Genomic DNA, 23274 nt, shown 5'->3' on the forward strand with positions numbered 1-23274 from the left:
TCGCGGACGTAACGGTAGGCTCGACGCCGATGATCTTGCAAGGGAGATGCATTTGCGCGTCCTGCTCGCAGTAACAGTGTACGGAGGCACCCATGGTACGCCAGATCACCGCCGACCGACTCGCCGACATGATCGACGGGGACGAGTCGTTCACGCTCATCGACACGCGGCCGGAGGACAGTTTCGAAGGGTGGCACATTCGGGGCGCGAAGAACGTCCCCTTTGGGCCGAACGATGACCTCACGGAGCAACAACGAAACCGCATCGGTAACAGCGACGACGCCGGATCCATCGTCGCGATCTGCGGGAAAGGGCTCACCTCGACGTCGTTCAGTTTCGAACTCGAGACGATCGGGTACGACGACGTCAGCGTCGTGAAAGGTGGGATGGAAGACTGGTCCATGGTCTACGAGGTCGTCCCCATCGACACCGAGAACGATGACCTCGTGATCGCCCAGGTACAGCGACGAGCGAAGGGCTGTCTCGGGTACGTCGTCGGCTCGAGCGAGTCGGGACGGGCCGTCGCCGTCGACCCAACCCGCCAGACGGACCGGTTCAAGGTCGTCGCCGAGGAGGCTGGCCTCACGATCGAGCGCGTCCTCGACACGCACGTCCACGCCGACCACGTGTCGGGGGGCCGAACGCTGGCCGACGAACTCGGCGTCCCCTACCACCTCGGGGAACGCGCGAGCGAGCGCGACGTCGAGTACGACTACGAACCGCTCGCCGACGGTGAAACGATCGACGTCGGCGGCGTGGAAATCGAAGCGCTCCACACGCCGGGGCACACGACGGAGATGATGAACTACCGCGTCGACGGCGAGGCCGTCCTGACCGGGGACACGCTGTTCGTCGAATCCGTCGGCCGGACGGAACTCCAGTTCGGCGACGAGGACGCCGCCGACGGCGCCGAGTTACTCTACGACTCCCTCCACGAGACGCTCCTCGAACTTCCAGAGGACACGCGCGTCCTGCCCGGCCACGTCTCGGTCTCGGCGGACGGCGTCTACGAGGTGGGCTCGCCGGGCGACGTGATCGAGGCCCGACTCGTGACGCTCCGAGACGAACTCGAGCTCCTGGGCCTCGAGAAGGAGGCGTTCGTGAGCCAACTCGTCGACAACACGCCCGAGAAGCCGGCGAACTACGAACGCGTCATCGAGATCAACACCGGGCAGGCGGCGCTTGAGGACGAGCAGGAGGCGACCGAACTCGAGATGGGGCCGAATAACTGCGCGGCCTAGTGTCGGTTCGCGACCCTGCAGCGGGCCGGATGACCGCGACGGTCGAACGGTCCGTGCGTACGGATTTAGCAGTAGGCGATTTACGGTCGTGCTCGTCGAACGAGACGGTACGAATGAGCGTACTCACGGAACTCACGATCCCGGCCGACGAGTTCGTCCTCGCGGATACGTTGACGGCGTCGCCGGACATGCACATCGAGATCAAGCGCGTCGTGGGCGGGAAGTCCACCGTCACGCCCTACCTCTGGGCCTCCGGCGAGGGGTTCGACGCCTTCGAGAAACAACTCCGGGACGACGACATGGTTCGGGAGGTCCTCATGCTCGAGGAGCAAGACGAGCGGTCGAACGATGACGACACGGAGGAACGATTTTACCGGGTGACCTGGGAGATGGACGTTCCAAATCTCATCACGGCCGTCTCGGACGCGAGAGCGACCGTGCTCGAGGCGGTGAGCAACGAAGCACATCGATGGAAGGTGAAGATACTCTTTCCCGGCGAGCAATCCCTCGCTGACTTTCACGAGTACTGCGTCGAGCACGACTTTTCGTTCGAACCCGAGCGCGTGTACCGCCCCGAAAACCCGGAAGAACAGGCGGAGTACGGCGTCACAGCCGAGCAACAGGAAGCGCTCGAGGCAGCCTATCACGCCGGATACTTCGACGTCCCCCGCGATCGGACGCTGACGGACCTCGCGACCGAACTCGACATCTCGCGAAACGCGCTGTCCGCTCGGCTCCGGCGCGGCCAGCGAAACCTCCTCGCCAACACACTCGTGCGCGAGAAGTGAACGATTGTTCACGACTCACGTCGTGGTGGCGAGACGGGACCCGTTATAAACGCTGTGCGTGCTACCACAACAGACCTTTCCGCCCGCTTCACCAAGGATAAATCGGCGAAGGGAGTGGTATCATGTACACTATCGAACGGTCTTCAGCACCCGCTGCGGGACGCACAGGAGACAGTGTGGGGAACAGTCTTGCAAGTATCGGTAAAACCAGAAGCGCGTATCTGTTAGAATGACAATTGACCACCAGAATTCACCGTCTGTCAGCCATCGTGTCGTGAACGCGGTCGCCAGGAAGGAGGGGATCGATCCGATCGATCTGGAACCGCTGTATCACGCGATCGATCCGGATAGCCTCGACAGGCTGTTCTCGAGCGAGGCGGCGGCCGACGACCGGACGGCCGACGAACTCACGTTTACGTTCGCCGGCTATCGCGTCACCGTCTCCGCCGACGAATCAGTCGACGTGGCCACGATCAGCGGAGACGGCGGACGGTCGGGCTCGATCGACCGATCGGCTACACCGTCAGGCGAACCGAACACCCCCGATTGAGCGAGCACCGATACGACTGCCGGTGTGGCGAAATCGACGGGAAGTCCTGAGGCTATCGAGTTTCGCGATAAACCGTGCACTCTGACGTCTGTTATTTGGTATCGGTCCCGACACGCTCGAGAGCGGCGTCTCGAAGCGATAAAGTAAGAGAACCGCTCGAGGATCGACTAGCGAGTGATCGACTATCCTTCGGCAGGGGCCGTCGCCTCGGCCTGCTCGTACTTGTCCTCGAACTCCTGGATGAGCTGGCCCATCTTCGCGTACCAGTCGTTGAGCAGGCGCTGCATGTCGCCGGCGATCTTCGACGGATCGGTCGGCGAGTAAACGTGATAGTAGCCGCCCTGGTCGTAGTTGACCTGTTCCTTCTGGATGAAGCCCGTCTGGAGCAGGCGCTGGACGGCCCGGTAGGCCGTCGATCGCTCGCGGTCGACCGTCGCCGCGATTTCGTCCACCGTCAGCGGTTCCTCGGCTTCCACCAGCGCCTCGAAGCACGCCCTGTCGAGTTGTTTGAGGCCGTGAAAGCACTCGAGGAGGCCCTCACAGACCATGTCTTGCTGCAATTGTTCGGCCATCGAGTCAGGCATCGGTATCACCAATAGGTAGCGGCCGAGCCGTTAAAAGACTTGTGTATAGATTGCACAATTCCGGCTCGAGCGCTGCTGGAGGCCGGGAATTGAGGACGACTATAACGAGGGAATTGAGTTGACGGCGACGGAGTCGTTCTCGAGTACTGCAAGAACGACTGGCGATCGAAGAGGGCCTCGATTGCGGAGCGTTCGTTCGATCCAGGCATTCGTTCGACTATCGACTCGATCCCAGCGAGTCAGGTTCGTACGTCCCCGTATTCACCCGAACGCCGAAGTCGAGCGAGACGCGTTCCGAACCGCCGTCGAAAGGACTTTTCTCGCCGGCCCCACTACTTCACACGAATGACGCTCCCAATGGACCCGGCCGAGATCGACCCCGACGACATCGGCGCGAAACAGACCACCCTCGAGATGGACCACGAGGACGCAATCGAGCACGTGCGCGAGGTGTTCACCGATGTCGGCTTCGGCGTCCCCGTCGAGTTCTCCCCCTCGGAGTTGCTCAACGAAAAAGTCGACGCCGACCGTGACCCCTACTACGTCCTCGGGGCGTGTAATCCAGCCATCGCGGACGAGGTACTTGACGTCTCGGACAACAAAATTGGCGCAATCTTCCCGTGCAACGTCGTGATCTGGGAGGAGTCGCCCGGCACCCAGCGCGTCTATCACGTGAGCATCATGCGCATTGCCCGACTCGTCGGAATGGCTCCGGACGACGACGCGATGGCCGACATCGTGGCCACAACTGGCGAACTGGTCGACGACGCCTTCGCGAACCTCTAATCCCATGGGACACCACACCTTCGACGCCTCGCGGGCGGACAAACTCGAGCGCGCCGAGCGTCGGTACCGATTCTGCTCGAGGGAGGAGTTGCTCTGGGCGCTCGCCCCCGAAGAAACCGACACCGTGGCCGACCTCGGGAGCGGGACGGGCTTTTTCACCGATGACGTGTCCCCGCACGTCGAGACGGTGTACGCCGTCGACCTCCAGGAGGCGATGCACGACTACTACCGCGAGAAGGGCGTCCCCGAGAACGTCGACCTCGTGACGGCGAACGTGAGCGACCTCCCGTTCGAGGACGGGGACGTCGACGCCGCGTTCTCCACGATGACCTACCACGAGTTCGCGAGCGAGGCGGCCCTCGAGGAGATTAGCCGCGTCCTGGCGACGGGCGGGCGACTCGCCATCGTCGACTGGGCCGCGAGCGGCACCGGCCAAAACGGTCCGCCGACCGACGAACGATACAGTGCCGAGGAGGCGATCGAGGCCCTCGAGACGGCAGGCTTCGCCCTCGAGCACGTGGCGGTCCGTCCGGAGACGTTCTTACTGGTCGCGACGTTCGAGTAGCGCCCGAGCCCTCTCACACTCGTTTTCGCATCCGTCCCCGGACGAACGGACGCACCGGCGTCACACCGAGGTTCACCCGCTCGAGTTCGAGCACGTCGAAGGCACGGTCGGCCGCGAACAGCGACGCGGTCTGTCGAGTCAGGTGACAGCCACCGGCGGCCCGCTTCCATAGCGGTTCGACCAGCGACTGGACCTGCCCGCGCCAGCCGTCGTCTCGAACGTGCTCGAGAAATCGGAACTCGCCGCCGGGACGGAGGACGCGTTCGACTTCCTCGAGGGCGGCCTCGGCGCCCGGAATCGTACAGAAGACCAGCGAGGCGACGACGACGTCGAAGGACTCGTCCGGGTAGGGGAGCGCCTCGGCCCGAGCGTCGCGCAGGTCGACTGCGAGGCCCAGGTCGGCGGCCGTCGACGTGGCCTGGCGGCGCATGTGTGGGTCGGGTTCGATGGCGTGGAACGTCGCGTCTCCGTCGGGTACCCGGGCGAGGTACGGAAAGAGGGCGCCCGTTCCCGCGCCGACGTCGAGCACCCGGCCCTCGAGGCCGTCGACCAGGTACTCGCGGTGGGGGCGAAGCAGGGTTCGTTCGGCGAGCGCGGTCGCTGGATCGTAAATCGCCGCGAGCAGCGGGTGGGAGGAACCGTCCGTCGCCATAGAGTCCAATACGTGCCGAAAGGCTATCCGTGTTGGCGGTCCCGTCGCGGACACGGCGGGCGACGAACCCAAAAATCACTACCCCACCGGGTGCCTTGAGCATCGTATGAACGTCTCCATCGTCGGCAGCGGCTACGTCGGCACGACGATCGCAGCCTGTCTCGCGGACCTCGGTCACGACGTCACGAACGTCGAGATCGACCAGGACACGGTCGACGCGATCAACGCCGGCGAAGCTCCCATCCACGAAGCGGGACTCACGGAACGAATTGCCGAGCACGCGGGTGAGCGGTTGCGGGCGACCACCGACTACGGCGCCGTTCGCGACACCGCCCTCACCTTCCTCTGTCTGCCGACGCCACAACACGACGACGGCAGCCTCGACCTGACGGCCATGCGCGCGGCCTCGGAGTCGCTCGGGGACGCCCTCGCCGAGAAGGACGGCGACCACCTCGTCGTCGTAAAGAGCACCGTGTTGCCGGGGACGACCGAGGACGTCGTCGGCCCGATCGTCAGCGAGGCGAGCGGACGGGCTGTCGGCGAGGGCCTCGAGCTGGCGATGAATCCCGAGTTCCTGCGGATGGGGACCGCCGTCCAGGACTTCCTCGAGCCCGAGAAAGTCGTCGTCGGGGCGACCGACCCGGCGGCCGCCGACACCCTGCGAGAACTCTACGCTCCCATGCGCGAACGCGGGGCGGACTTCGTCGAAACCGGCGTCCGCGAGGCCGAGTTGATCAAGTACGCCAACAACGCCTTCCTCGCCTCGAAAGTCTCGCTGGTGAACGAACTCGGGAACGTCGCCAAGGCCTACGGCGTCGACGCCTACGAGGTGCTCGACGCCGTCGGACTCGACGACCGCATCTCCGAGCGGTTCATGCGCTCGGGACTCGGCTGGGGCGGCTCGTGTTTCCCCAAAGACGTCAACGCCCTCCGATCGGGCGCGCGAGAGCAGGGGTACGATCCCGAACTCCTGGACGCCGTCGTCCGCGTCAACGACGGCCAGCCCCGCCGACTCGTCGACCTGCTCTCGAACCACGTCGACCTCGAGGGCGCCCGAATCGCTGTCCTCGGCCTGGCGTTCAAACCCGGAACCGACGACGTCCGGAAGTCCCGCGCGCTCGAGGTCATCGACGCCCTCCTCGAGCGTGGCGCGACCGTCGTCGGTTACGACCCAGTCGCCACCGAGAACCTGCAATCTACGTACCCCGCGTACGCCGACCGCGACGGCCTCGAGTACGCTACGAGCGCCGCGGAGGCCCTCGAGGGTGCCGACGGAGCCGTCGTCGCGACCGACTGGCCCGAGTTCGACGACCTCACAGGAGCGATCGAGGGGATGACCACACGAGTGCTCGTCGACGGCCGTCGAGTCGACGTTTCCGAAGCGGACCTCGAGGTCTACGAGGGCCTCACCTGGTGAGTGGCGAGCCGTCAGGAGGGCATTACTTCCATCGGAAATGCGAACACTCACCAAATACACCAGTACGTTTTTCCAATCCGGGCGTCGAGTGCATTCCAATGGACGAGCACGCAGGGATCGAGTCCGCCGCATCCGACGGCGATGCATCATCATCACCCGCGGACGAGAACGCTGACGTGGACGGCGATGCGAACGCGACTAGTGACGCCGACGAGGAATCTCGCTCGTCGACCATCGATCACCCCCTCCCGCCCGAACAGGTCTGTATTCTACTCCCCACGCTCGAGGAGGCCGCGACGATCGGGGAGATCGTCGACCGGTTTCGCGAGCGTGGCTACGAGAACGTCCTCGTCGTCGACGGCGACTCGAGCGACGGCACGCGCGACATCGCCCGCGAGCACGGCGCTCGTGTGCTGACCCAGTCCGGCTCCGGGAAGGGACAGGCCGTCCGCGAAGCCGTCGAGTACATCGACGCGCGCTACGTCCTCATGCTCGACGGCGACGGCACCTACGACCCGGCCGACGCCGAGACGATGCTCGAGCCCCTGTCCCAGGGATACGAACACGTGATCGGGAATCGGTTCGCCGACATGGACGACGACGCGATGAAGCGCCTCAACGGGTTCGGCAACCGGATGATCAACGGCGCGTTCGGGTTCATCCACGGGGCGCACTACGAGGACATCCTCTCGGGCTATCGCGCGTTCACCCGGGACTCGTTCGAGCGACTCCTGCTCGATTCCGACGGGTTCACCATCGAGACGGAACTCGCCGTCGAGTGCGTCCGCCACGGCGTCGAGACGGCCGTCGTTCCGGTGAGTTACCGGGCCCGACCCGACGAGTCCGAGACGAACCTCCACCCCGTCTGGGACGGCGGGACGATCATCCTGACGCTGTACTCGCTGGCGAAGACGAACAACCCGCTGTTTTACTTCGGAAGCGTCGGCGCCGCGTCGGTCATCTCGGGAGTCACCCTCGCAGGCTACGTGCTCTGGCGCTGGATCCAGTTCAACACCGGCCACGAGATTCTCGCGCTCGTCTCCGCGGCCGCGATCTTGCTCGGCGTCCAGTTGCTCATGTTCGGCGTCCTCTCGGACATGATCGTCACCCTCCACCGCGAGCAGCGCCGGCGCCTCGAGCAGGTTCGCCTCGAGAGCCGTCGGGATCGAGACGATCGGTAGAACAGACGTCGGCGACTCTCGAGGACGAGTCGAGAACTGACCAGAACAGGCGTCGAACCAAAACGGTCAGGGCGGGCGTCGAATCGACACGAGCAGAACGGGCGTCGAACGAAACCGATCAGAACGGAAGCAGCGTCCGGACCTGCCTGAGAAAGCCGCCCGAGTGGTTCTTGCGATACTCCTCGAAGACCGGGTGGAGTGCGTTGAGCAACTCCTGTCGGCTCTCGAATCGCTCCCGGTCGACGTGCTCGAGCGCCGTCTCGAGTCCGACCGTATTCCCGTGTACGTCGTAGGGGATGTTGGCGTCGCCGAGTGTAGCCAAGACGTCCGCTCTCGAGGCGGGAAACGAGAGGTCGACTCGTTTGAGGCGGGCGTCGACGGCGGCGATGCCGAATTCGATGCTCGTCGGCTCGTCGTCGGGTCCGTTCGATGGTGGCCGGACTCCCATGGGGTGCCATACCACCTCGGGACCGAAAATGGCTACGCTCTCGAGACGGCTCGAGCGCTCACGGGCTCTCGCCTGCAGTGGGAATCTTTACGCCGATCCGTCACCCAGTTTCGACACGAGATGACCGAATACACGACGGTCTCGATCCCGAAGGATCTTGCGGCGCGCGTCGAGGAGACCATCGAGGGCACGAGCTTTCAGAGTACGAGCGATCTCACCCGGTTTCTCCTGCGGAGCATCGTGATTCAACACCAGAAATCCGGACAGCTCACGGAGGCCGAGTTCGAGGAGATCGCCGAACAGCTCCGGGGGCTGGGCTATCTGGAGTGATCGAGCGGACTGAACCACCCGCCTCGAATATCCGATTACACCAAACTGCTCGCCTCGAGTAACCGAGCACACCTAACCGCCCGATCCAGGTCGTCACTCGAGGGCCCACAGAACGCGAGTAACAGTCGAGCGTCCTCGATCTCGACCTCGAGTCACCCGAATTTCCCGGTGATGTAGTCCTCGACGCGTTGGCTCTCGGGGTTCTCGAAAATCTTCGTCGTGTCGTCGAACTCCACGAGTTCCCCGCCGGTGAGGAAGACGGCCGTCTTGTCCGAAATTCGGGCGGCCTGTTGCATGTTGTGAGTGACGATGACGACCGTGTACTCCTCGGCCAGGGTCTCGACCAGATCCTCGATCTTCGAGGTAGCGACGGGGTCGAGCGCGCTCGCCGGTTCGTCCATCAGGATGACCTCGGGGTCGGTCGCGATGGCGCGGGCGATACACAGCCGCTGTTGCTGGCCACCCGAAAGGTCTAATCCGCTCGAGTCCAGTTGATCCTCGACCTCCTCGAGCAACGCAGCGCGCTCGAGGGCGGTCCGGACCTGCTCTTCGAGGTCGTCGTCCTTGTCCTGGACCCGGAGTCCGTAGGCGACGTTGTCGAAGATGCTCTTCGGGAAGGGGTTCGGTTGCTGGAAGATCATTCCGATCTTCCGGCGGAGGGCAACGGGGTCGACGTCGTCGTCGTAGACGTTCTTACCGTGGAAGAACAGGTCGCCCTCGACGCGGGCGACGTCGATGAGGTCGTTCATGCGGTTGATCGACCGCAGGAACGTCGACTTGCCACAGCCCGAGGGTCCGATGAGCGCCGTCACCCGTCGTTCGGGAATGTCCATCGTGATGCCGTCGAGCGCCTGGGTGTCGCCGTAGAAGACGTCGAGGTCGCGCGACTGGATCACGGGCGACTCGACCCCGGGTGATCCCCGCGGGCTGGCGATCTCGGTCATCGAGGTGACGCCGGAGTCGCCGATTTCGTCGGAACGCCCTTTGGACTCGGCTCGGTTGGTGGTCATGCGCGGTAGGTCGCTAGTCAACACTCGAGCAGTTACCTGTTGTGGACGCGCGGGTTCACCGAGCAGCACTGATCCGGCGAAATCGAACTGGCTACGAACGTGAGAGTCACAGCGTTCGACCGCCTACGCTGAGTCGAAAATCTCCCGATACCACTCCGCGGCCAGCGACTCGAGATCGGCGCTCGCCGCCGTTGCAGAGTGTGAGTCCCCCATCCCGCGCCAGGTGATCGACACCCGCGAGATCGGTACCAGTGCCAGGCCACCGACGGTGACCGGCCCCTCGTTCGTCCGGACGATCCACTCCGTTCGCAGCCAGGAGGCTGATCGGGTGACCGACTCGACGCTTCCGCCGGCGGCGACCCACTCCTCGACGAGCGATTCGGTCACGCGACGGACCCGACGCTGGCCGAGCCAGTGAGCGGCGATACCGGCGGCGACTAGCAGGCCGAACGCGACGAGGGCGAACTCGAGGCCACCCGCAGTGAGGTTGGCGGAGGCCGCGAGACCGGAGGCCACGAGGACGAGGGCGACGACCCGCAGGTCGAAGGCGTTGGGGACGGTGCCGTCCCAGTCGGTTCCGTCCAGGTCGGTGCGCGCGGGGGACTCGAGTGACATCTGACGGTCACTTGTGAGCGAGTCTGGGTAGGTTCGGGGGTGGCCAGATGCACGCGTTAAGTGGGTTCGACGTCGAGTTGGGTCCCGATCTCGAGTTGGGCCCCGGTTGCGAGGACGATCGAGGTGGTTCACAACCGAAGCGCCGCGTGACCGCGTCGTCCCGGCGAGGGCCTGCCCTCCCCCGGGTCACGGCGCTCTCGCTTCGTACGCCGCGCTCGAGCGCCGTTCCCGGCCGTGTGTGGCGTGGCCGTGGCGATGCCGTGCCTGGCGGTGGCGGCCTCTCGAGCAGTAACGACGATGAGCGACGGCGTACTCGAGTCGCGATTTGGCTCCGGGTGACACCGACGTTAGCGGAAATGTATGTACGTCCGGCGTCTACGAGAAGGTATGGCCGACGACTTCGAAATCACCGCCGACCGACCCGAGAGCCCCATTCAGACCACCGGCACCGATCACATCACGTTGATCGGTTCGAACGCCGAGGACACCATCGCCTACTACCGCGACGTGCTGGGGATGCCCCTGGTCCTGAAACAGCCGAACCTGGACGATCCGACCTCGACGCACCTGTTCTTCGACACCGGAGACGGCCGGATCATCACGTTCTTCGTGAGCGACGACCGCCAGTCGAACCCGGCGCCGCTTCGCCACCAGATCGGTTCGGTCCACCACCTCGCGTTCAGCATCGATCCCGAGCGCTTCGTCGACACCCGGGAGGCCCTCGAGGAGGCCGGCTACGGCTACAACGAGTTCGATCGGGGCATCTTCCACTCCCTCTATACCAGGGACAACAACGGCCTGACCATCGAACTCGCCACGGACAAGTTCTCGATTCCCGACGACCGCCGTGCCGAGGTGCTCGCGACGACCCAGCGGATCCGCGAGGAGGACGGCTCAGACTTCGCCGAGGAGCGACACATGGAGGCCGCCCTCGAGGAACTGGGGATCGACGTCGAGAAGCAGGAACTGCCGGACGCGCCGACGGGAGCGGGCGTCGATAACTGACGCCGAGTTCGAGTTCCGCCGTCTTACTAGGAGGGCGTCCCCTCCACCGAATACATCGTGAACTCCTCGCTCGAGATCAGCCGATCCGCGTAGGGGTCGCGCTCGATTCCCTCGAGGGCTTCCTCGGAGTGGTGGAGTTCGTCGTACACCTCGAGTTCCCGCGCTTTATCGTAGGCGCTCACGGTGAAGTAGTAGTCTGCACCGTGGTAGGCCTCCCGGTAGTTGCCGTCCTCGAACTCCTCGACGAGGACCGCCCCGCCGGCGCCGCCGTCGTAGTTGATCTCGCTCCCGGCCTCGGTGCCGTAGTGGGCGTCGCCGTAGCGGTTGATCCCGTAGCCGAAGCCGGCGTACAACTGCTCGTCGACCCGGTGCTCGAGGGCGGTGTCGTAGCCGAACTGCTGCTGTTCGGTGACGTGCTGGGTCGGCTGGTAGATCAGCGGCGAGGTAAACAGCGTCACGAGCGTCAGGACGAGACAGGCCGCGACGAAGACGGCGGCGAGCGCGTTCGACCCCGGAGTCGTCAGCGGTCCGGTCAGCCAGCCGAAGAGGTGCGCGAGGGCGATTCCCGAGAGGATCGTCAGGACGACGTAGATGAAGCCGACCTGCCGGAACGCCATCGTCGGCGTCCCGAGGAAGTAGACGACGAACATCCCGCCGAGGGGCACCAGCGCGAGCGCGAAGTAGGTGACGTACGAGCGGCCGTCGGGATCCAGGCTCGTTCGCCCGAGCCACATTGCGAGGACGAACAGCGCCGCGATCGCCCCGAGCACCGCGGCGACGAGGAACATGATCGCGAACAGTTCGAGTAAGCTGCCGCCCAGTTCCGTCAGCGACCCGCTTCGTTGCCCAACGGTCGAGCTGGTCCCGATGTCGCGGCTGAACAGACCGTAGACGAGCCCCGAGAAGGCGCGTCGGAACCGCGCGTTCGCGGCTGCCCAGACCACGAACAGGACGCCGAGCATGACTGCCGGCGCGAACAGCGACGGGTGGTGCACCATCGGATGATCGTCGTACCGGCGCTTCGCGAGGTACTGCACCCCGGCGAGCGCTCCGAGGAAGACGACCACGTTGATCATCTGTTGGGGGTGGACCAGCAGAAGGCCCACGCCCGCGAGAAATAGGCAGACGGTGAACGGCGAAATGCCGAACGGGAGGCGCTCGAGGTCCGACCGACGGCTCACGAGCGCGACAGTCGCGAAGAGGGCGACGGGGACGACGAACAGCGCGTTGGAGTTCGTGTGCGGCCCCATGTGCGTCGCCACGTTGTTGATGGGGAGCACCATCCAGGAGGCGATGGCGGCGAACCCGGCGGCGGCGCCCGTTCCCGAGATGTCGCGTGCGATGAGGGGAACGAAGACGACGAACGGGACGAACAGGAGGACGACGGCAATCAGGAGCGCCCGTTCCATCGAGACACCGCCGCCGAGATGGAGGGTCGTCGCGACCGCGTGGAGCCCGGGGTAGAACAGTTCGTGGGGCTGCATCGTCCCCTGGACGAAGTCCCGGACCCACCCCAGGTGGGTGAGCGAGTCGCCCATCCCCTGGAAGTGGTAGTTGCGGATCACCGGCAGGCTGACGATGCTCGTCACCGCGAGCCCGCCAAGGGCGATCCCGCCGGCCTGATACCACCCGCGAGTCCCAATGGTCACGCCGACCGCGACGGCGAGCGCGAGACCGAAGGCGACCCAGGTGAGCGTCGGCGTACCCGTGTAGATCGACGATTCGTACCCCGAGGGTGGGGACCGATGCGCGACGGCGATCGCGGTCGCCACGGCGAGAAAGCCGACCGCGAGGACGAGGTCCAGCAGGGTTCGTCTCTGTGTCATCGACTCACCCGCGCGAGGCGACCGTCGACGATGGCTGGCGTGACAGTTCGCATTGGTGAAATGCCTCGAGAAGGGAGGGGTTTGTTATCCTCCGCCTACCCTCTCGAAGCAGTCACGCCACGGGTCGGCCCGGTGGATGACTGGCCAGCGCCCGCTTGCGCCCGGTATCGGCCCTCCCCTCCCGCACCAGGCGTGAGGCGACGCTCGAGGCGATGGTGCACGTTAGTAGAGACGGGGGATGCGGGAGTTCAATTTGGCGGTCGAAACGACGATCGAAGGGGCGCCAGAGGCGGATACGAGCGCCTACCAGTCTCTAGGCGGTGATTTCTACGACGCCCAACGCATCAACGATTGTGCCTGTTTTTACCGTCCTCGGTGGTGGTCACGGGACGACCGGTCGTCACCCTCGAGCCGAAACCGGTGGCGACCCCACTCTTCGACCATGGCATCGATACACATCGACACCCCGACGACGGATGGACGCACCCTTCGAACGACCGTTCGCCCCTCGAACGACCTCGCCCGGTTTTTCACCGGCGACCCGCTCGAGGTTACCTACGACGTCGACGTCGAGTCGGTTCCCGACTCGCTGCTCGTCGTCCCGGCGCTGGCTCAGGTCTGTCCCGTCGCCTGGGCCGCGGGCGCGGACGTGTACGTCGATATCGTCGATGCGACGTTCGTCTCGGCGCTCGAGGACGTCCAGTCGGCCATGCTCGAGATGTACGACTTCCTCGAGGGTGGCGACCTCTACGCTCGCGAGGTCGTCGACACGCGTGTATCCAGCGACGACGGCGACGATGAGAACGCAGAGAGCGGCCTCCTCTTCACTGGTGGCGTCGACTCCACGTGCTCGTACGTCCGTCACCGCGAGGAGGAACCCACGCTGATCAGCATCCGCGGCTGGACGATTACGCCCGACAGTTCGGACGACGAGCAGTGGAACCACCTGGTCGACCGGGTGACCGACTTCGCCGCCGACCGCGGCCTCGAGACCGCTTTCGTCGAGGCCAACATGCTCTCCTTCCTCGACCACCCGATGTTGCTCGCCCACTACAAACGCTACGTCGACGGCGGCTGGTACAGCTCCGTCGGCCACGGCCTTGGCTTGCTGGGTCTCTGTGCCCCACTGGCCGCCGCCCGTGGGATGACGAACCTCTACATGGCCGCCACCCACTGGGAGGGGATCGACCTCGAATGGGGCTCTCGCCCCGACATCGACGACAACGTCCGCTGGGCCAAGACCCGGTGTCATCACGACGCCTACGATCTGACCCGTCAAGAGCGCCTCGACGTGCTCGCCGCCTACGCCGAGAGCGACGCACCAGACCTCGAGCTCCAGACCTGCAACGACCGGATGGACGGCAACTGCGGCGTCTGCGAGAAGTGCTACCGGACGGCCGTCGGCCTCCGACTGGCGGGGCTCGAACCGACCGAACACGGTTACCCGTTCACCGACGACCGGTACCACGACCTTCGACGAGGGCTCGAGGGCGGGCGCTGGATCCTCGGCCAGGACGAACGCTACATGTGGGAGGACATCCGCGACCGGGTTCGAAAAACGGAGCCGAGAACGTCGGCCGAACGGGCGTTCTTCGCCTGGCTCGAGTCCGCCGACCTCTCCGAAATCGTCGACAACTCGGGGTCACCGCTGCGCCACCGCGTGCTCCGAGCGGGCGCCCGCAACGCGCCCGATCCGGTGTACACGACGCTGTACCCCGCCTGGAGTGCGGCGAAGGCGAGCTACCAGCGTCTCCTCACCAGGCGGTGACCGGGTCCAGGACGCGACCGGCGAGCCGGGTGGGACCGATCTCGAGGCTGGTGAACGAAAATAGAATAGCCGTTATTCGTCGCTCGCCGAGTCCGTGTCGGCGTCCGGTTCGTCGATACCTGCCTCGTCGGCGTCGTCAGCGTCCGACTCTTCGGCGTCCACCCCGAGCTCGGCGGGAATCACGTCCACACTTGCGACCGCATCGCCTGCCTCGACGTCCATCACCGTCACGCCCATCGTGTTCCGACCGACCGTCGAGATCTCGCTCGCCCGCGTGCGCATGATCTGGCCGCGCTCGCTCATCAGGACGAGTTCGTTGTCGTCCGTGACCGCCTTCACTGCCGTCACCGGACCGTTGCGCTCGTTGGTCTTGATGTCGATCAACCCCTTGCCGTACCGGGACTGGGTCCGGTAGGCCGAGAGTACCGTCCGTTTGCCGTAGCCGTTCTCGGTGACCGTCAACAGCGCCCGCTCGTCGCCCTCGTCGGTCGAGACCAGTCCCGCGACGGCGTCGCCGTCCTCGAGTTTGATGCCGTTGACCCCGCGGGCGTTCCGACCCATGGCCCGGACCTCGTCCTCGTCGAAGCGAATCGTCATTCCCTGCTCGGTCGCGACGACCAGATCCTTCGACCCGTCGGTGACGTCCACGTCGACGAGTTCGTCGCCCTCCTCGAGGCTGGCGGCGATGATACCCGTCGAGAGGATGTTGTCGAACTCCTCGCCCGCCGTCCGTTTTACGTACCCGTGTTTGGTCACCATCGTCACGTACTCCTCCCCGTCGAAGGCATCGGTGTCGACGATGGCCGTGATGTCCTCGCCCGGATCGAGGTCGAGGATGTTGACGGCGGATTTCCCCCGCGCCGTCCGGCTCATCTCCGGGATCTCGTAGGTCTTGAGCCGGTAGACCTGACCGTGGTTCGTGAAGCACAGCAGGTAGTCGTGGGTGTTCGCCCGGAAGACCGTCGTCACGCGGTCCTCGTCCTTGACGTCCGCACCGATGATCCCCTTGCCGCCCCGACCCTGGGCCTCGAAGTTCTCGATCGGCATCCGCTTGACGTAGTCGTCCTCGGTCATGACGACGAAGACGTCCTCCTGGGGGATCAGGTCCTCGTGGGTGACCGTCCCCATGTCCTCGATGATCGAGGTCCGCCGGTCGTCGGCGTACTCGTCTTTGATCTCGAGCAGTTCGTCCTTGATGACCTCGTACAGCGCCGACTCGCTTCCGAGGATCGCCTCGAGGCGCTCGATTTCCGCCGTTACCTCGTCGTACTCGTCTTCGATTTCGGCCGACTCCATGGAGGTGAGGCTCCCGAGTTGCATCCGGACGATGTGCTCGGCCTGGGCTTCCGAGAAGTCGAAGGTCGCCTCGAGTCCCGCCCGCGCCTCGTCGCGGTCCTCGGAGTCCTGGATGAGGTCGACCACGTCGTCGATGTTCTCGAGCGCCTTCAGCCGGCCCTCGAGGATGTGCGCGCGGTCTTCCGCCTCCTCGAGGTCGTACTCGCTGCGCCGTCGGACGACCTCCTTTCGGTGGGAGATGTACTCCTGGAGCGTCTCTCTGAGCGTGAGCACTTTCGGCTGGCCGTCGACCAGCGCGAGGTTGATGACGCCGAAGGTGCGCTCTAGGTGATTCTCGAGCAGTCGGTTCTTGACGACGTCCGTGTTCGCGCCGCGTTTGAGTTCGATCACGATGCGGACGCCGTCGCGGTCGGACTCGTCGCGCAGGTCCGAGATGCCCTCGAGGGTGCCCTCGGTGACGTCCTCGGCGATGCGCTCGACCAGGCGGGCCTTGTTCGCCTGGTAGGGCACTTCGGTGACGACGATGCGCTCGCGATCACGCTTCCACTCCTCGACCTCGAACTCGGCGCGAACGCGGATGCGCCCGCGGCCGGTCTTGTACGCCGAGTAGATGGCGTCGCGGCCGACGATGTTGGCCCCCGTCGGGAAGTCGGGCCCTTTGACGTGTTCCATCAGATCCTCGACGGTCGCTTCGGGGTTGTCGATGAGTTCGACGGTCGCATCGATCACTTCCCCTAAATTGTGCGGCGGAATGTTCGTCGACATGCCGACGGCGATCCCCGAGGAGCCGTTCACGAGGAGGTTCGGGAACGCCGCTGGCAGGACGTCCGGCTCCTGGAGGCGGTCGTCGTAGTTCGAGGAGAAGTCGACCGTGTCCTTGTCGATGTCCTCGAGTAACTCCTCGGCGATGGCGGCCATGCGAGCCTCCGTGTACCGCTGGGCGGCTGGCGGGTCGCCGTCCATCGAGCCGAAGTTCCCCTGGCCGTCCACGAGCGGGTAGCGCATCGAGAAGTCCTGGGCCATCCGGACCAGGGTGTCGTAGATCGCCTGGTCGCCGTGAGGGTGGAAGTCACCCATCGTCTCCCCGACGATCGAGGAGGACTTGCGGTGACTCGAGCGACTCGAGACACCCATCTCGTGCATCGCGTAGAGGATGCGCCGGTGAACGGGTTTGAGGCCGTCCTCGACCCGGGGGAGGGCGCGCCCGGCGATGACGCTCATCGCGTAGTCGATGTAACTCTGCTCCATCTCGTCTTCGATGCGGACCGGTTCGACCGAGGCCGCATCGATGTCCGTCGGGTCTGGTACGTCGGAACTCATCGCTCGAGGGACACCTCCGTTCGTCGGTGGTCTCGTCGCGGTGTCGATTCGTGTCGTGGCTGCATCGTCGTCAGTCGGTGTGTGGCTGCGTACATGGCGCTATTAGATGTCGATCCACTCTGCCTCGGGGGCGTGGTCCTTGATGAACTGCTTTCGGGGTTCGACGGCGTCGCCCATCAGCACAGAGAACATGCGATCGGCTGCCGCCGCGTCCTCGACGGCGATCTGCTTGAGGATGCGGTTGTCCGGATTCATCGTCGTACTCCAGAGTTGTTCGGGGTTCATCTCGCCGAGCCCCTTGAAGCGCTGGACCTGCGTCGGGTTGCCGTTGCACTTCTCCGCGACGATCTCGTCGCGCTCGGCGTCGGTCATCGCGTCGTAAGTATTCCCGCGATACCGGATGCGGTACAGCGGCGGCTGGGTCGCGTAGACGTAGCCACCCTCGAGCAGCGGGCGCATGTGCCGGTAGAAGAACGTCAGCAGCAGCGTCCGGATGTGGGCTCCGTCGACGTCGGCGTCGGTCGCCATGATGATCTTCTTGTACCGGATGTTGTCGATGTCGAACTCCTCGCCGATCCCCGCGCCGATGGCGGTGATCATGTTCCGGATCTCCTCGTTCTCGAGGATGCGATCCAGTCGGTGCTTCTCGACGTTGAGGATCTTCCCCTTGATGGGGAGGACGGCCTGGAACTCCGGATTTCGGGCCTGTTTCGCGCTGCCGCCCGCGGAGTCACCCTCCGCGATGAACAGTTCGGCTTCGTCGGGATCTTTGGTCTGACAGTCCGCGAGTTTGCCGGGGAGGGAAGTGGACTCGAGGGCGGACTTTCGCCGCGTGAGCTCTTCTGCCTTCTTCGCGGCCTTGCGGGCCTTCGCGGCCTCGACGGCCTTCATCACGATGGCCTGGGCCGAGTCGGGGTGTTCCTCGAAGTAGGTAGAGAGACCGTCGTGCATCGCGCTCTCGACGATGCCCCGAACCTCCGAATTGCCGAGTTTCGTCTTCGTCTGCCCCTCGAACTGCGGATCGGGGTGTTTGATCGAGATGACCGCGGTGAGCCCTTCGCGGATGTCGTCGCCGCGGAGGTTCTCCTCGAGGTCCGAGAGCAGGCCGTTCTCGCTCCCGTAGTCGTTGACCACGCGGGTGAGGGCGGTCTTGAACCCGGTCAGGTGGGTCCCGCCCTCGCGCGTGTTGATGTTGTTGGCGAAGGCGTGAATCGAGCCCTGGAGTTCCTCGGTGGCCTGCATCGCCACCTCGACCTGGATGTTCTGGGCGTCGTCCTCGAAGTAGATGACGTCGTCGTGGAGGGCAGAGCGTGTTTCATTGAGGTACTCGACGAACTCGCGTATCCCGCCGTCGTAGACGTAGGTGTCCTCGACTGGCTGCCCCTCGTCGTCCGTCTCGCGTTCGTCCCGAAGCGTGATCCGAACGCCGGAGTTCAGAAACGCGAGTTCGCGAAGCCGGTTCGAGAGCGTCGAGAAGGAGAACTCGGTCGTCTCGAAGATGTCGCCGTCGGGCCAGAAGGTGATCTGGGTACCCGTTTCCTCGCCGGGTTCGAGGTCGCGTACTCGCTCCATGTCCCCCTGTGGCTCGCCGTTCTCGAACGCGTGAGTGAAGACGCCGCCGTCGCGTTTGACGGTCACCTCGAAGCGTTCCGAGAGGGCGTTGACGACGGAGACGCCGACGCCGTGGAGCCCACCGGAGACCTGGTAGGACTTGTTGTCGAACTTCCCGCCGGCGTGGAGGACGGTGAGAATGACCTCGAGGGCCGGGCGGTCGTACTCCTCGTGGGTGTCGACAGGGATGCCGCGGCCGTCGTCGGCGACGCTCACCGCGCCGTCCTCGTGGATGGTCACGGTGATGTCGTCGCAGTGGCCGGCCAACGCCTCGTCGATGGAGTTGTCCACGACCTCGTAGACGAGGTGGTGGAGTCCCCGCGTATCCGTCGAACCGATGTACATCGCCGGTCGCTTTTGGACCGCTTCCAGGCCCTCTAAGACCTGGATTTGTCCGGCGCCGTACTCGCTATCTTGAGACATACAAAACCTGATTGCGGGTAGTGGTCGGAGGGTAATAAAAGTCACGTACGCGCGCGAGCGCGCGGATTTCGGCCGACTGTCACGTATGCGACACACGAGTATTCACCTACGCCTCGAGTCGAGTACGACTCGTCGAGCTGCTCGCCTCGGGTGCGCAGAAACAACCGCGAACGGAACGCACGAAGAGACCAGGCACCGGCCGCCTCGAGCCTCGATCACTTTCACTACGGTAACGCACACCTTTTACCCCCGCCGCTACAACAGAACGACGATGACGTCGCTACAGTCGACACTCGGCGACGAGCCGGGGATCGCCGAGGAACTCGCTGACAACCAGCGAGCGATCTCCATCGCCGAGTTCTTCGAAAAGAACAAGCACATGCTGGGCTTCGACAGCGGTGCTCGCGGGCTCGTCACGGCCGTCAAGGAGGCCGTCGACAACGCTCTCGACGCCGCCGAAGAGTCCAGCATTCTCCCCGATATCTACGTCGAGATCCAGGAAGCCGACGACTATTATCGCCTGATCGTCGAGGACAACGGACCGGGAATCACGAAAGAATCGCTCCCGAAGGTCTTCGGGAAACTCCTCTACGGCTCTCGTTTCCACGCCCGCGAACAGTCGCGCGGTCAGCAAGGGATCGGTATCTCCGCGGCAGTACTCTACTCCCAGCTGACGAGCGGCAAACCCGCGAAGATCACCAGCCGAACCCAGGGCTCGAGCGAGGCCGAGTACTTCGAGTTGATCGTCGACACAGACGAGAACGAACCCGAGATCAGCGTCGCGGAGACGACCACCTGGGACCGTCCCCACGGTACCCGGATCGAACTCGAGATGGAGGCCAACATGCGCGCTCGCGCCCAGCTCCACGACTACATCAAACACACCGCGGTCGTCAACCCCCACGCCCGCCTCGAATTGCGCGAGCCCACGGCCCACTTCAAGTTCGAGCGCGCCACCGACCAGCTCCCCGAGGAGACCGAGGAGATTCGTCCTCACCCCCACGGAGTCGAACTGGGAACGGTGATCAAGATGCTCGCCGCGACGGACTCCCACTCCGTCTCTGGGTTCCTCCAGGAGGAGTTCACCCGCGTCGGCAAGAAGACCGCGGATTCGATCATCGACGAGTTCCGCGACCGCCACTTCGGCCGCGAGATGGCCTGGAAGCCGCCAGCGAGCCACGAGGCCGCAGACGTCGCCGCCGCCGTCGAGAACTCCACGGCGAACAAAGGGGCCAAAGCGACGACCGATTTCGCCGAGGGAATCGCCGACGCCGTCTCGAGCCGGGACCGCATCGCCCACCACGAACTGTCGACGGTCGTCGAGGAGGTCGCCGACGAAGTCGGTGACGAGTACGGCACGACGTTCGGATCGACCGTTCGCGAGAAGGCCCTCGAGTCTGCGTGGGCCGCACTCGTCGGGCACGACGAGGCGGACGAGGAGGACGATCAGGACGACCAAGAAGGCGCAGACGCCACGACCCCGGAAGACGTCTCCCGAATCGTCGCCGACCTCTACGAACTCAGCGACGACGCCACGAGCACCCGGAAGGACGACGAAGTCGTCCACGCCTTCGCCGTCCGTCTGGCCGGCACGTTCGAGGACCTCGAGGACGACCGCCATCGGCTCACCCGGAAGGCCCTCGAGTCGGCCGTCGACCGGGCCGCGGACCTGACCGAGGAGTACGACGACGTGGCGTTCGGCGAGACTGCCCGCGAGAACGTCGTCGAAGCGGTCTGGGACGTAATGGTGACCGTTCCGGACGACACGCCGCTCGTTCGCGAACTCGCGAGCGACCGGGACGCCGCCAGCGACCTCGTCGAGGGAATGCGCGCGACGAACATCATGGCGCCGCCGACGCGGTGTCTCTCGCCGATCACGGCCGACCTGGTCGAGGCCGGGCTGAAAAAGGAGTTCGACGCGGACTTCTACGCGGCGGCGACCCGCGACGCGGGCGTCTCCGGCGGCGACCCGTTCATCGTCGAGGCCGGCATCGCCTACGGCGGCGACCTCCCGGCCGAGGGCACAGCCGACGTCCTCCGGTTCGCGAACCGGGTACCGCTGGTCTACCAGCGCGGCGCCTGTGCGACCACCGACGTCGTCAAGAGCATCGGCTGGCGCAACTACGGCCTCGACCAGCCCGGGGGGTCCGGGATACCAACCGGGCCCGCCGTGATCATGGTCCACGTCGCCTCGACGAACGTCCCCTTCACGAGCGAGTCCAAAGACGCCATCGCGAACGTTCCCGAGATCGAAGACGAGATCGAACTCGCCATCCGGGAGGCCGCCCGCGAACTCAAGCGCTACCTCAACAAACGGCGCTCGATGCAAAAGCGCCGGAAGAAGCAGAACGTCCTGGGCAAGATCCTCCCGGAGATGGCCGAGAAGGTCGCCGAAGTGACGGGGCGCGACCAGCCCGACATCGACGACGCCGTGGCGCGGATCATGAACAACGTCCTGGTCGAGCGCCACCTGGGGGGTGGCGACCGCGACGGCGGCGGTGACGGCGACGCATCGACGGTCAAACTCGTCGTCGAGAACCACTCGAGCACGAGCGAGACCCTCGAGATAACCGACATCGTCTCCGCAGAACCGCGGAACCTCTCCGACGGCGCCTCGGCCGTCGAGATGGACGGCGAGTGGTTTATCTCCTGGGAAGCGGACGTCCCCGGTGGCGACGAAGCGACCCTTGAGTACGAAGTCTCGAGCGAGGCGACGTTCGACATCGACGTCAAAGGCGTCGACGCGGAAAAACTGACGATCACATCATGAGCACGGACGAATCACAGGCCAGAGAACAGTTGATCGACCTCGCCGCTCAGTTCTACGACCAGTTCGAACTGGGCGAGATTCCCCACATGGAGGTCCCGACCCGATCGAAGAGCAACATCGAACTCGACGAGGAGGCCAACGTCTGGGTCTACGGCGACCGAACCTCGACCCGGAGCGCCAATTCGGTTCGCGGCGCCCGGAAGCTCCTGAAGGCGGTGTACACCATCGAGTTCCTCGCGAACCAGCTCGAGGAGGATCGCTCTTCGACCCTGCGTGAACTCTACTACCTCTCGGAAAGCTGGGACAACGAGGAGGCCCAGTTCAACGACCAGGACGAGTCCAACCAGCTCGTCGAGGACCTCGAAATCGTGAGCGCGGTCACCCGTGAGGACTTCCACATGCGCCCCGAGGAGTCGGGAGCGACGATCATGGGGCCGCTGTACCTGCGCGAGCAGACCCGCCGGGGCGAGCGCGACATCCACTGCCAGGAGGACGTCGGCGAGGGCGGCTACCAGATTCCGAACAACCCCGACACGATCGAGTTCCTCGACAGCGATGCCGAGTTCATCCTCTGCGTGGAGACCGGCGGAATGCGCGACCGACTCGTCGAGAACGGCTTCGACGACGAGTACGGCGCGCTCATCGTCCACCTCAAGGGCCAGCCCGCTCGAGCGACCCGTCGAATCACCAAACGGCTCCACGACGAACTCGAGCTTCCGGTGACGGTCTTTACCGACGGCGACCCGTGGTCGTACCGCATCTTCGGCTCAGTCGCCTACGGCTCGATCAAGTCCGCCCACCTCTCTGAGTACCTGGCGACGCCCGAAGCGCAGTTCATCGGCATCCAGCCCGCCGATATCGTCGAGTACGACCTCCCGACCGACCCGCTCTCGGACTCGGACGTCAACGCCCTCGAGAACGAACTCACCGATCCCCGGTTCCAGACCGACTACTGGAAAGAACAGATCGAACTGCAACTCGAGATCGGGAAGAAGGCCGAGCAGCAGGCGCTCGCCTCGCGCGGCCTGGACTTCGTGACGGACACGTACCTGCCGGAGCGACTCGAGGAAATGGGCGTTATCTGATTA

At 64.8% G+C, this 23274-nt stretch carries 20 protein-coding genes; 12 read left to right on the forward strand and 8 right to left on the reverse strand.

Features of this window, described 5'->3' with window-relative positions; all coding sequences use genetic code 11:
• The first annotated feature begins 92 nt into the window (after window positions 1–92).
• The 3 genes from ACFQO4_RS03505 (at window position 93) to ddfA (ending at window position 2579) form a co-directional block, all read left to right on the forward strand.
• Window positions 93–1241: an MBL fold metallo-hydrolase gene (locus tag ACFQO4_RS03505; protein WP_500259595.1), complete on the forward strand. Its 1149-nt coding sequence runs from the start codon at window positions 93–95 to the stop codon at window positions 1239–1241.
• 113 nt (window positions 1242–1354) lie between these two features.
• On the forward strand, window positions 1355–2029 hold the full coding sequence (locus ACFQO4_RS03510) for a helix-turn-helix domain-containing protein (RefSeq protein WP_500259596.1): 675 nt from the start codon (window positions 1355–1357) through the stop codon (window positions 2027–2029).
• A gap of 229 nt (window positions 2030–2258) precedes the next feature.
• On the forward strand, window positions 2259–2579 hold the full coding sequence (ddfA, locus tag ACFQO4_RS03515) for a DdfA family disk-determining factor (RefSeq protein ID WP_500259597.1): 321 nt from the start codon (window positions 2259–2261) through the stop codon (window positions 2577–2579).
• 182 nt (window positions 2580–2761) lie between these two features.
• Here the strand turns inward: ddfA and ACFQO4_RS03520 are convergent, their stop codons facing one another.
• Window positions 2762–3163 carry a helix-turn-helix domain-containing protein gene (locus tag ACFQO4_RS03520; protein WP_500259598.1) on the reverse strand — a complete coding sequence of 134 codons (402 nt, stop codon included), beginning with the start codon at window positions 3161–3163 and terminating at the stop codon, window positions 2762–2764.
• 345 nt (window positions 3164–3508) lie between these two features.
• On the opposite strand from ACFQO4_RS03520, the gene ACFQO4_RS03525 reads away from it, so the two are divergent.
• Both ACFQO4_RS03525 and ACFQO4_RS03530 read left to right on the forward strand, forming a co-directional pair.
• Window positions 3509–3949, forward strand: a complete 441-nt coding sequence (locus ACFQO4_RS03525; protein ID WP_500259599.1) for a DUF302 domain-containing protein — start codon at window positions 3509–3511, stop codon at window positions 3947–3949.
• A gap of 4 nt (window positions 3950–3953) precedes the next feature.
• The gene (locus ACFQO4_RS03530) at window positions 3954–4514 is read left to right on the forward strand and encodes a class I SAM-dependent methyltransferase (RefSeq protein WP_500259600.1); all 561 of its coding nucleotides are present in this window, start codon (window positions 3954–3956) and stop codon (window positions 4512–4514) included.
• Window positions 4515–4527: 13 nt separating this feature from the next.
• On the opposite strand, the gene ACFQO4_RS03535 is transcribed toward ACFQO4_RS03530, so the two are convergent.
• Window positions 4528–5166, reverse strand: a complete 639-nt coding sequence (locus ACFQO4_RS03535) for a class I SAM-dependent methyltransferase (protein WP_500259601.1) — start codon at window positions 5164–5166, stop codon at window positions 4528–4530.
• Window positions 5167–5272: 106 nt separating this feature from the next.
• On the opposite strand from ACFQO4_RS03535, the gene aglM reads away from it, so the two are divergent.
• On the forward strand, window positions 5273–6583 hold the full coding sequence (aglM, locus tag ACFQO4_RS03540; protein WP_500259602.1) for a UDP-glucose 6-dehydrogenase AglM: 1311 nt from the start codon (window positions 5273–5275) through the stop codon (window positions 6581–6583).
• Between the two features lie 98 nt (window positions 6584–6681).
• A complete protein-coding gene (gene aglJ, locus ACFQO4_RS03545) occupies window positions 6682–7764 on the forward strand; it encodes an S-layer glycoprotein N-glycosyltransferase AglJ (protein ID WP_500259603.1) in 1083 nt (360 codons plus the stop codon).
• Between the two features lie 118 nt (window positions 7765–7882).
• Here aglJ and ACFQO4_RS03550 read toward each other — a convergent pair whose 3' ends face one another.
• Window positions 7883–8212: a DUF5789 family protein gene (locus ACFQO4_RS03550; RefSeq protein ID WP_500259604.1), complete on the reverse strand. Its 330-nt coding sequence runs from the start codon at window positions 8210–8212 to the stop codon at window positions 7883–7885.
• Window positions 8213–8332: 120 nt separating this feature from the next.
• Here ACFQO4_RS03550 and ACFQO4_RS03555 point away from each other — a divergent pair, with 120 nt between their 5' ends.
• Complete coding sequence (locus ACFQO4_RS03555; protein ID WP_253433767.1) at window positions 8333–8542, forward strand: ribbon-helix-helix domain-containing protein; 210 nt, start codon at window positions 8333–8335, stop codon at window positions 8540–8542.
• Window positions 8543–8694: 152 nt separating this feature from the next.
• Here ACFQO4_RS03555 and pstB read toward each other — a convergent pair whose 3' ends face one another.
• Complete coding sequence (gene pstB / locus ACFQO4_RS03560; protein WP_500259605.1) at window positions 8695–9552, reverse strand: phosphate ABC transporter ATP-binding protein PstB; 858 nt, start codon at window positions 9550–9552, stop codon at window positions 8695–8697.
• Window positions 9553–9675: 123 nt separating this feature from the next.
• Complete coding sequence (locus ACFQO4_RS03565; protein ID WP_500259606.1) at window positions 9676–10167, reverse strand: hypothetical protein; 492 nt, start codon at window positions 10165–10167, stop codon at window positions 9676–9678.
• Between the two features lie 387 nt (window positions 10168–10554).
• Between ACFQO4_RS03565 and ACFQO4_RS03570 the strand changes: the two genes are divergently transcribed.
• The gene (locus ACFQO4_RS03570) at window positions 10555–11172 is read left to right on the forward strand and encodes a VOC family protein (protein WP_500259607.1); all 618 of its coding nucleotides are present in this window, start codon (window positions 10555–10557) and stop codon (window positions 11170–11172) included.
• Window positions 11173–11198: 26 nt separating this feature from the next.
• Here the strand turns inward: ACFQO4_RS03570 and ACFQO4_RS03575 are convergent, their stop codons facing one another.
• The gene (locus tag ACFQO4_RS03575) at window positions 11199–12998 is read right to left on the reverse strand and encodes a hypothetical protein (RefSeq protein WP_500259608.1); all 1800 of its coding nucleotides are present in this window, start codon (window positions 12996–12998) and stop codon (window positions 11199–11201) included.
• Between the two features lie 442 nt (window positions 12999–13440).
• Here ACFQO4_RS03575 and ACFQO4_RS03580 point away from each other — a divergent pair, with 442 nt between their 5' ends.
• On the forward strand, window positions 13441–14766 hold the full coding sequence (locus tag ACFQO4_RS03580) for a hypothetical protein (protein ID WP_500259609.1): 1326 nt from the start codon (window positions 13441–13443) through the stop codon (window positions 14764–14766).
• Between the two features lie 72 nt (window positions 14767–14838).
• Here ACFQO4_RS03580 and gyrA read toward each other — a convergent pair whose 3' ends face one another.
• Together gyrA and gyrB are read right to left on the reverse strand one after the other, a co-directional pair.
• Window positions 14839–17382, reverse strand: coding sequence for a DNA gyrase subunit A (gene gyrA / locus ACFQO4_RS03585; protein ID WP_500259610.1), 2544 nt, complete (start codon window positions 17380–17382; stop codon window positions 14839–14841).
• Between the two features lie 102 nt (window positions 17383–17484).
• The gene (gene gyrB, locus ACFQO4_RS03590) at window positions 17485–19416 is read right to left on the reverse strand and encodes a DNA topoisomerase (ATP-hydrolyzing) subunit B (RefSeq protein WP_500259611.1); all 1932 of its coding nucleotides are present in this window, start codon (window positions 19414–19416) and stop codon (window positions 17485–17487) included.
• Window positions 19417–19687: 271 nt separating this feature from the next.
• Here gyrB and ACFQO4_RS03595 point away from each other — a divergent pair, with 271 nt between their 5' ends.
• Together ACFQO4_RS03595 and ACFQO4_RS03600 are read left to right on the forward strand one after the other, a co-directional pair.
• On the forward strand, window positions 19688–22186 hold the full coding sequence (locus ACFQO4_RS03595; protein ID WP_500259612.1) for a DNA topoisomerase VI subunit B: 2499 nt from the start codon (window positions 19688–19690) through the stop codon (window positions 22184–22186).
• A complete protein-coding gene (locus tag ACFQO4_RS03600) occupies window positions 22183–23271 on the forward strand; it encodes a DNA topoisomerase IV subunit A (RefSeq protein WP_500259613.1) in 1089 nt (362 codons plus the stop codon). The genes ACFQO4_RS03595 and ACFQO4_RS03600 overlap by 4 nt, the downstream gene beginning before the upstream one ends.
• The last annotated feature ends 3 nt before the right edge of the window (window positions 23272–23274 follow it).

The organism is Saliphagus sp. GCM10025334 (genome assembly GCF_042663485.1).
Classification (GTDB): domain Archaea; phylum Halobacteriota; class Halobacteria; order Halobacteriales; family Natrialbaceae; genus Natronosalvus.